Genomic DNA, 9,301 nt, shown 5'->3' with positions numbered 1-9,301 from the left:
CTTATCAACAAGTTGAATTTTCAGTGGAATAATCTCATCTTTATAGCTATCCAGACAGCGCACTAATGCATGTTCGACTGTTTGTTTTTTCCCTGCTACATCAAACGACTCTTTTGACTTCCATTGTAAAAACGGACCCTTTTCAGGCAAAATAAGTTTCAAAACGTTTTTTACAACAGTTGTTTCATTAATAATTTCAACAGTTGTTTCTAAATTGGCAGGAAATAATCTTTGATCGCTTAAACTCAGAAATGATGGCATGTCCCAACGCATAAACTGAGCAGTTGGCAATTTCGTTCGATCCAAATTCAAATCCACTTGAACTTCCATAGAATCTCCCGAAGATATTGTATCGATACCCCAGGTGAGATCAATTGCAACATCAAAAATTGCTTGATTGACAAATCGGTTTGATCCTCCATACACATCTTCCCAGTTTCCAATTCTTAAATTATCAGGAATATTGTTTTGAAAATCCAACTGATAACCTAATCCACTAGGATTGCTGTTCCTTTCATAGATGTATAAATCATTTGGAAAAGTTATAATAAAATTACTATCCGACATTATAAACTGATTATTAATAGCTACCTGACCATCTCCACCCTGACCTATTTCTGGATCAAAAAACAAACCCATTCCCAATTCCTGGTGACTTCCTGAAACATTCACAATCTTATAATTGAACCGAAGAGATGTATTTGTTGGAAGAATAGCCAAACTAAATTCTATGATAAACTCATTCGATTTCACAGAATAAGTCAATGAAGTAGCCGAGCTTTCCATCGATTGTAAATCTTTCCTGAAAAATCTATCCAGAGTGATTTTTTCACCATTTATGATGATATAGGGAAAGGATGTATAGGCATAGGGATGTCCGTATAATAGCGACATATAATCATCCGATATTTTTGCTGACAATCCTTTTGTAGTTCCGATGGTAAAATAACCACCATTCATCATGGAGAGTTCTACATCAGTTCCAGAAACTAAATAATTTGTATAAGCCTCTATTGCTTGTGGATTATCCTTTACATCAAAATCATATTTCGATTGTGCCTGAACACTGCTATACATAAGTATTCCAAGTAAGAATAGATAGAAGAATTGTTTCATTTCAATAGTTTAATCGTTAAGAAAGTAGTTTAAAAACAAGATAAATTATATTGCATTGAGAAGAAAATAATATTACATGTATTATTTCGCTATTTAGCTTATTTAAAACTTAGTTAAATATAGAGAAAATTCTTGAAAAGGATAACAGAATCGTACAGCTAATTATAGTTTATCAAATAAATCAGGTCGTCTTTTTTTAGTTTTGTCCAGTGCCTGTTGATGACGCCATTCTTCAATTTTAGGATGATCACCAGAAAGTAATATTTCAGGAACACTGTATCCCCTGAACTCTTCCGGGCGTGTATATACAGGTGCATCTAAAATATCTCCCTGAAAAGAATCGGTTAACGCGGAGCTTTCGTCTGACAAAACACCTGGAATTAAGCGGATTATTGTATCAGATAGAACAGCTGCTGCCAATTCTCCACCAGTCAAAACATAATCGCCAATGGATATTTCACGACTAACAAAATGATCTCGTATCCGCTGATCGATGCCTTTATAACGACCACAAATAATGGCAATTCTCTTCTTTTGTGATAGCTTATTTGATAGCTGTTGTTCCAGAACTTCACCATCGGGTGTCATGAAAATTACTTCATCAAACTTTCCTTCTGTTTCCAGTTTTTCCAAACATCTAACCACAGGCTCAATACGCATAACCATACCAGCTCCACCACCAAATGCATAGTCATCTACTTGTTTTCGAATCCCACTTTCAATACCAAATTCACGTATATCATGCATGAAAATTGTTGCCAGACCTTTTTTATGTGCCCTTTTGATGATGGACTCACTGAAGAAGCTCTCCAACATATTGGGGAATATGGTCAGAATGTGTATTTGCATATACAAAGATAAAAAATAGGCTGAGGAAAAGGCCAAGGCTGAAGAAAAATACTATTCGTTGCCATCCACATAGTTTTGCAAGTAGGTGTACTGTTTTGTTAGTTTTCCACCGCGTACAATTGACGCATTTGCCAGAATTGGATGATCTGTATTTTCAATAAACAAAGGAATTATTTTTTCAGAAAGCACTTCTCCAAACAAAGATGAAGCATCACGTGGAAGCTCGTTCGGCAAATTATCAACTGTCATCATATCAATGCTTTTAGCAGAAAAAGCAGAGCATTCATCCATGTTTTCAGCTGAATAACCATAAACAGGATCGGCAATGGTTGTGGCTCGAGTAGTTATAGGAACAGAACCATTTATATCACAACTCACATCTGCAATGATTTTGACATTGAAATTTTCTTGCTGAATTCTTTCTTTTTCGAACAATCGCGGAGCTTTTGGATCCCAGTACATGCCATTAATAAGTACATTGCCTTTAATAAGATAGTCTTCGAACTGAGAATTATATTCTTGTGGATTACTGAAAAAATGCTGAAAATCAAATGCCTTATTTTCCTTATGGACATATAATTTATCGACATCCAACTGTACGTAAACTGCTTGATTGAATTGTTTTTGCAAAAAATCTTCCGGACTAACTTCTTTAATATTAGCTGTTTTAAGAATCTCAATAGCACCTTTTGATACGCGACCATCACCTGTAACAATAATGTGTGCAGGACCAAAATCCAAATCTTTGTATTGACTAACCATTTCAGCATAATCATGGCATTCAACAGCTCGTTTTATTTGATAAGCATTTCTTTTTCTGCCCCACATCCACAAGGCATAATGAGCACCTACAATACCAGCAAAGCGTCCAAAACCAATGATTCGATTTCCATCGCTATCTTTCAGCATCTCATAATCAATCATCCGAATATTGCGATCAAGCATCTTTTGCATTTTTTTTCTGTTATAATCTTGCTTTTTTATGGTATGCGAAAAAAACAAATAGGTTTTATTGGCAAGTAGTCGGTCAATTTTGGTTTCTTTAACCCCAAATATTATATCGCAATCGCTAATGTCGCTTACAGGACGAAAACCTGCTTTTTCGTATTCCTCATCTTTATAACATCTGGTTGCCGATTTCTCAACTTTTATTTCTAAATCAGGAAATTGAGCTTTCAGTTTCACTAAGTTTTCAGGTATTAATGGCACTCTTGTATCTGGTGGAATTTTCCCTTCGTATTTTATCCCGATTTTCAACATATTTTCTTCTTAAAAAATTATTACGATGCCAGCAAATGTAGTAAAAAAGTAGCTACTATTTGAGGCTGTTATTAGTCGTGATTTTGAGGATATTGCAACTCAATAAAACGATCTTGCTTTCAAACTATTTATTCGATAACATTCAAATACCTATTTTTGCAGACGAAAATTAAATGAATGAAACTCATATTAAGCCATATATTCAATCCTTTCTATTTCTTGTTTTTTGGACTACTACTACTAATTTTTCATCCAATACAGTTTTTAAGCTTGAAATTAGGTGGCTATACGGCTCATAAAAAAACTGTTGATTTGTTGAATTTTTTCCTCATTCAAAATTTCAAAACAATAAATGGAAAAGTTCGTTTTAGTGGGTTTGAAACAATACCTGAAAACAGACCGCTAATTATAATTTCGAATCATCAAAGTAATTTTGATATCCCTTCTATTGCTTGGGGATTTCGAAAGTTCCACCCCAAGTATATTTCTAAAATTGAGTTATCAAAAGGACTACCCAGTGTAAGCTTTAATTTAAAGTATGGAGGCTCAGCCATCATTGATCGCAAAAATGCTCGTCAATCTATTCGTGAAATTGCAGCATTAGGAAATCTAATCGAAAATAATAAGTATGCGGCTTGTATATTCCCTGAAGGAACAAGAGGGAAAAATGGCCGTCTGAAAACGTTCAAAGAAAGTGGCATTAAGACTTTATTAAAGGCAGCACCTTCGGCAATAATAATCCCCTATGTTATTTGTTGTAATTACCGATTGCTACAATATGGCAACTACCCTTTAGCTTTTGGAGAGAAATTACGCTATCAAGTACTTGACCCTATTGAGCCTGCAAGTTTTTCAGTTGAAGAATTAATTAATGAAGTTGAAAATCAAATACGCTTGGCTTTAAATCAATAATTCAATCTCTAAGAGCAACTATTTCTTTTTTTATTATGATTTCTTAACTGTTTCCTTATTTATACCGAATCAATTATTGATTTTTCCTTCATTTAATCTCCTTTTGACCTTCTTGAGGCTTATCATGTATTTCCCTTTGTTTTATCAGATTATCCTTTCTGCCTGTACGGCAAGGCAGGCAAAAACCCAGATTGTTAATAAAAAATCTCGAGCAGCTGTAAACGTTTATTATCCCTAGCTCAGCTTATTAGTTTTATACAATTATTTTGTATTTGTAATTAAATTTATTATGTAACTTTATTTTGCATAATTAATATCAAAAAACACAAAAAAATGAAAAAGTTCAGTATCCTACTTTGTTTAGTATTGACTACATGTTCGCTTTCTTTTGCACAACTTAGTCAAATTGCCGACACCAGCTTTATTTCTGGAAGTATTAAAAACATGATTACTGTTGGAAACAACATTTACAGCTATGGAGAAGTTGGCGGTATATTTAAGTCTTCTGACGGTGGAGAAACCTGGGATTTTATGTCATCTACTATGGATAGTACCACTAATCGTATTCAGGACATGATTTACTTCGATAGCAAATTCTATGTCCTATTAAATCTCCAAAATGGATCAAACCAGATAATTACTTCTTCCGACATGTGTCAAAGCTGGCAAAAATTAAGTTCTCCCACAGGATTACCAAGTAGCTCTTACCGTATTGATGGAATGGGCATGGCAAATAACCTTGCTTTTTTGTATATCCGTGTTTGGGATCAATGGGGTTATGGAGTTGACTCATCCTATTTTTATTACTCTTCAAATGCAATCAATTGGACTCAGGGAGCTTTTGTTGGAGGAAACATCAATATTAGAAAGCTATGTCATTTAAATAAATATAAATTGTATTTAGCCATTCAAACGAATAATACAGATAGTTTAATATATACTTCAAATGGAACTAGCATTCATGGCATACCTACCACTGGATTAAATAAAAGCAAATTTGACTTGTATAGTTTTACAGTAGACAAAAACAGCCCCAATGTTTATTGTGGGAATGATGGAGATCCTTTCAGATTTGATTCGGTTCAGAATAAATGGATCAATATAAGAGGTAGCGGGATAAATATTAATGGAGAAATAGATGGAATTGTTGGTGATGGCAACGCATTATTTACATTTGCTATTTTCATGACTGGTCCAAACCTAACCATCGAAGCTTATCGAAGTTTAAACAAAGGTGGTTTTTGGCAAGTAATACCCGCTACAGGGACATTCCCACCTATACCAAGACTTGCAGTAGCAGTTTCAGATAGTAATTATATAATGGGTACGCAATTGGATGACATTATTTATACGACAGATACAGGTTATAGTTGGAAAGGATCATCAAGTGGTTATCAGAATAAAGTATTTGGCTCTTTAGCAGAAATCAATGATGTACTTGTAACACACAACATAGTCAAAGGAGTTCTGAGATCAACCGACAAAGGTACAACATGGAGTTATAGCAATACAGGTCTGTCACAAGGGATGCCGGGAGCCTATTTTCCAGTTGAGACTTTTACAGGGGGGGGGAAACTATTTGCAAGTATGGAAGAATCACCTGATGCGGGCGTTTTTGATTTATTCCGATCACCTAATGATGGTGTAAGCTGGGCTAAATTAACCAGCATCCCATCCTATAAAAATATGAGTTATTATGGTGAGCATGGCAACAGCTTTATTATGCGGTTTGCAGATGATAAGGATCGCAATACATCCTGGGATACAAATTGTTTTTATTACAGGACTTCAGATGCAGGAGATAACTGGACTGATATTAGTACCGATTTTTTTAAAAGCTCAGCAATGAACCTTGCTAAAGTATACGGCTTTATTGGAGATGGAACCAAACTGTTTTTATTGGGACACAACAAAAATTATGCTTCCGTTATTTATTTTTCAAGCAACAATGGATGGAACTGGTCTAAAACTGCGCAGCTTAATCAAAATCAGCAACAAATTAAAACAAAAGACTCCTGGAGCAATACAGCAAGAAGTCCAATTTATGCAACTGATTCTAAAGGCAATTTTATTTTCACTGTGACTTATTACTGGTCCGACAAATCGTGGGATTCACTATATAATCTAACAACGTCTGGAGTTTCGTCAATAAATACAAGTGGTTTGCCTGATGGAATTGTAATCACAGATTTAAATTACTTGGATGGGAATTGGTATCTGAGTTCAACTATTGGTTTATTTGCCAGTACAAATGGTATAAACTGGATGAAAGCTAATGTCAATAATTATTATCTGGGAATGAATGCAGATAATATGGTAAAAATTGGCAATCAACTCTTTATAGGAACTTTTGGAAATGGCCTTTGGGAATTTTCTAATGAAAAACTTGAAATTGGAGGTAATATCAGTGTATGTGATGGAGACTCTGTAACATTAACAGCAACAGGTGCCGATTCGAGCTTTAGCTGGTGTTGCGGATATGGGAGTTCAAAAACTATCACCATCAAACCTTCAACTTCTACAGATATTATAGCTACGGCACTCGATAAATTTGGATTAACCATAAGTGATACTGTTCATATAACTGTCAGGCCAAAACCAACAGCTAATTTCAGCATCGTTGACGACAAACAATGTTTTAAAGTCAATAACTTTAATTTCTTAAACAGCTCAATTATTAATACAGGAACATATAATTCTATCTGGGATTTTGGCGATGGAAGCAATGCCTATACACAAGATGTTTCCCACAGCTATACTACTTATGATAGTACATATAACATAAAACTTTTGGTTGTATCAGCATACGGTTGCATGGATTCTATTAGCAAACCTATCTTTTTCGAAAAAGAACCCATTGCCTCTATATCTATTGCTGGTGATAATGAAATATGTGATGGAGATAGTGTGACCATGTATGCCAATTCAGGAGCAAACTTTACTTATCAGTGGTATAAGGATGCAAATACAATTAGTGGAGCAACAAATCCATATTGGGCAGCCATGTTATCAGGTAAATACACTTGTGAGGTTACTGACATAACAACTACATGTTCTACTTTTTCCTCAGAAGTTGAGATCATTATTCACACAACTAACTTAAATCCAAATTTCACAGCATCTCCTCGTGTTCCAAATTGGAACTCAGGTGCGCAACAATTTGATCCGGTTGCATTTACAAACCTTACACTTAATCCTGGCGATTTTAATTTTAGCTGGTTGTATGGAGATGGAAACATAGGTTTTGATTCTGATCCATTCTATAATTATAAGTTTAATGGTACTTATAGTGTTTCATTAACGGCAGAACATAAGCAAACAGGCTGTCGGGACACTTTTTCTCGAACCGACTATATTTTATGCTCAGGTGGATCAGTAAACCCTTGCCCCATTTCGGTTGAAATAACATATTCCGGAATTCCAATTATTTGTAAAAACGATAGCTTCCTGATTGAAGCAACAACAACTGGCAATGTGTTGAGCTATATCTGGACACATGAAGGAAATGTACTGATTGGAGAAAATGGCACAAGCATATATGCAAAAGACAATGGGAACTATTTGGTTATTATTAGTGACTCTAATTGCTCAGTAGCATCACTTCCATTTACTTTAAACAACTATCCAATTGTAGAACCTATCATACAATCTGAAGGAAGTATAAGACCTTGCTCAACAGATAGTATGCGATTATTTAACACCAACTATTATGCAGATTACTTTTGGTCAACAGGTCAAAATGGGACAAGTATTTATGTGAAGAAATCAGGGGAGTATTTCCTTACTGTTACAGATATTTATGCATGTAAAACGACCTCCTTGCCTTATAGCGTGAATGCTTCATTACTGCAAAAACCTGAAATTTGCCTTGTTACCGTGGATACCGTATCGAAAAATAATTTGATTGCGTGGGAAAGACCAAAATCGGATATGATCCAAGGTTACAAAATTTACAAGGAAAAAGACAAGGCAAATGTTTATGACCTGATTGGCTATCTACCATACGATTCGGTTAGTGTATTTCCTGATACAGCATCAATCCTTCAAAAAAGATCATACAGATATAAAATTTCATTAATTGATACGTGTAATATTGAATCCGCACCTAGCGATCATCATAAAACAATTCATTTAGCTGCGAGTCCAGGATTTAATGGAGAAGCCAACTTGATTTGGAGTCATTATGAAGGATTTCCATTTAGCTCTTATAAAATTTACAGAGGAACAACTCCTTACAACATTGCCCTTTTGGATTCAATTCCAAGCAACTTGAATTCCTATACAGATTTGAACCCACCGAAAAAGCTTTTATTTTACCAAGTAACAGTTGTTAAAAATGACACCTGTTATCCTACAATTTTAAGAGCACAAACCAGTAAGGGACCATTTAGTCAGTCGATGAGTAACCTGAGAGATTACAATGCTGACACTACTTCTGATTATTTAAATGTGTCTCTGAATACACATACGTTTGATACCACAGGAGGTTCTTTTGTATTTGATATTTTCACTAACCTTTCAAGCTGGAGTGCAGTATCTGATCAAAGCTGGCTTACAGTTGATGTGAATATTGCAAGTAGAAAACTCACCGTAACAGCTACAAAAAATACTGAAACAACATTGCGTCAGGCAAATATCACGCTGAGTGGTGCTGGAGTTCTGGATGTAATTATTGTAATTAATCAGGATGGAGTGGTTAGCATTTATGAACAAGAAGAACATCAATTATTGGTTTATCCAAATCCGTTCGATCAGTATTTCTATCTCTACATGCCCGAAACAAAAGGTGAACGAAAAATAGTTAGTTTACACGACATGAATGGGAAAGTCATATTCAGTCAGGAATACAATGGCGATGAGTTGATTAAAATTGAAAGAAACAATCTTGCTCATGGAATGTACTATGTGAGAGTGATGATGGATAAGCTTTATGTACAAAAGGTGATTGCTTATTAAGATTTAGGATTTCAAGTTCTTAATCGTGGATTTTGAACTGTAGTACAAAGTTACCGCAAGGCTCAAGCCTTGTGGTAATTTTTCTCAATCTTTGAACTACAAGAATAAATTACATTGTAGAAATTTGAAAAATGAGTAGAAATTACAAGTTTCATAATCCTAATGGAATTTATTTTATAAGTTTTGCTGTTGTAGATTGGATTGATGT

General features: G+C 34.8%; 5 protein-coding genes. 2 read left to right on the top strand and 3 right to left on the bottom strand.

The annotated features are described in order from the left end of the window. The 3 genes from HOG71_01290 to HOG71_01280 form a co-directional block, all read right to left on the bottom strand. The coding region (locus tag HOG71_01290; protein ID MBT5989463.1) for a hypothetical protein at positions 1-1,116 on the bottom strand (1,116 nt) is incomplete at its 3' end. A gap of 162 nt (positions 1,117-1,278) precedes the next feature. Then, complete coding sequence (trmD, locus tag HOG71_01285; GenBank protein ID MBT5989462.1) at positions 1,279-1,965, bottom strand: tRNA (guanosine(37)-N1)-methyltransferase TrmD; 687 nt, start codon at positions 1,963-1,965, stop codon at positions 1,279-1,281. 51 nt (positions 1,966-2,016) lie between these two features. After that, entirely contained in the window at positions 2,017-3,225 is a 1,209-nt protein-coding gene (locus tag HOG71_01280; GenBank protein ID MBT5989461.1) for an alanine dehydrogenase, read from the bottom strand. A 177-nt stretch (positions 3,226-3,402) separates the two neighbouring features. Here HOG71_01280 and HOG71_01275 point away from each other — a divergent pair, with 177 nt between their 5' ends. Both HOG71_01275 and HOG71_01270 read left to right on the top strand, forming a co-directional pair. Next, the gene (locus HOG71_01275) at positions 3,403-4,137 is read left to right on the top strand and encodes a 1-acyl-sn-glycerol-3-phosphate acyltransferase (protein ID MBT5989460.1); all 735 of its coding nucleotides are present in this window, start codon (positions 3,403-3,405) and stop codon (positions 4,135-4,137) included. A 333-nt stretch (positions 4,138-4,470) separates the two neighbouring features. Then, positions 4,471-9,093 (top strand): T9SS type A sorting domain-containing protein, encoded by a 4,623-nt coding sequence (locus tag HOG71_01270; protein MBT5989459.1) that lies wholly within the window; start codon positions 4,471-4,473, stop codon positions 9,091-9,093. The last annotated feature ends 208 nt before the right edge of the window (positions 9,094-9,301 follow it).

It is taken from the genome of Bacteroidota bacterium, from assembly GCA_018698135.1.
In the GTDB taxonomy this organism is placed as follows: domain Bacteria; phylum Bacteroidota; class Bacteroidia; order CAILMK01; family JAAYUY01; genus JABINZ01.
This window is presented reverse-complemented; position numbering and strand designations above follow the sequence as displayed.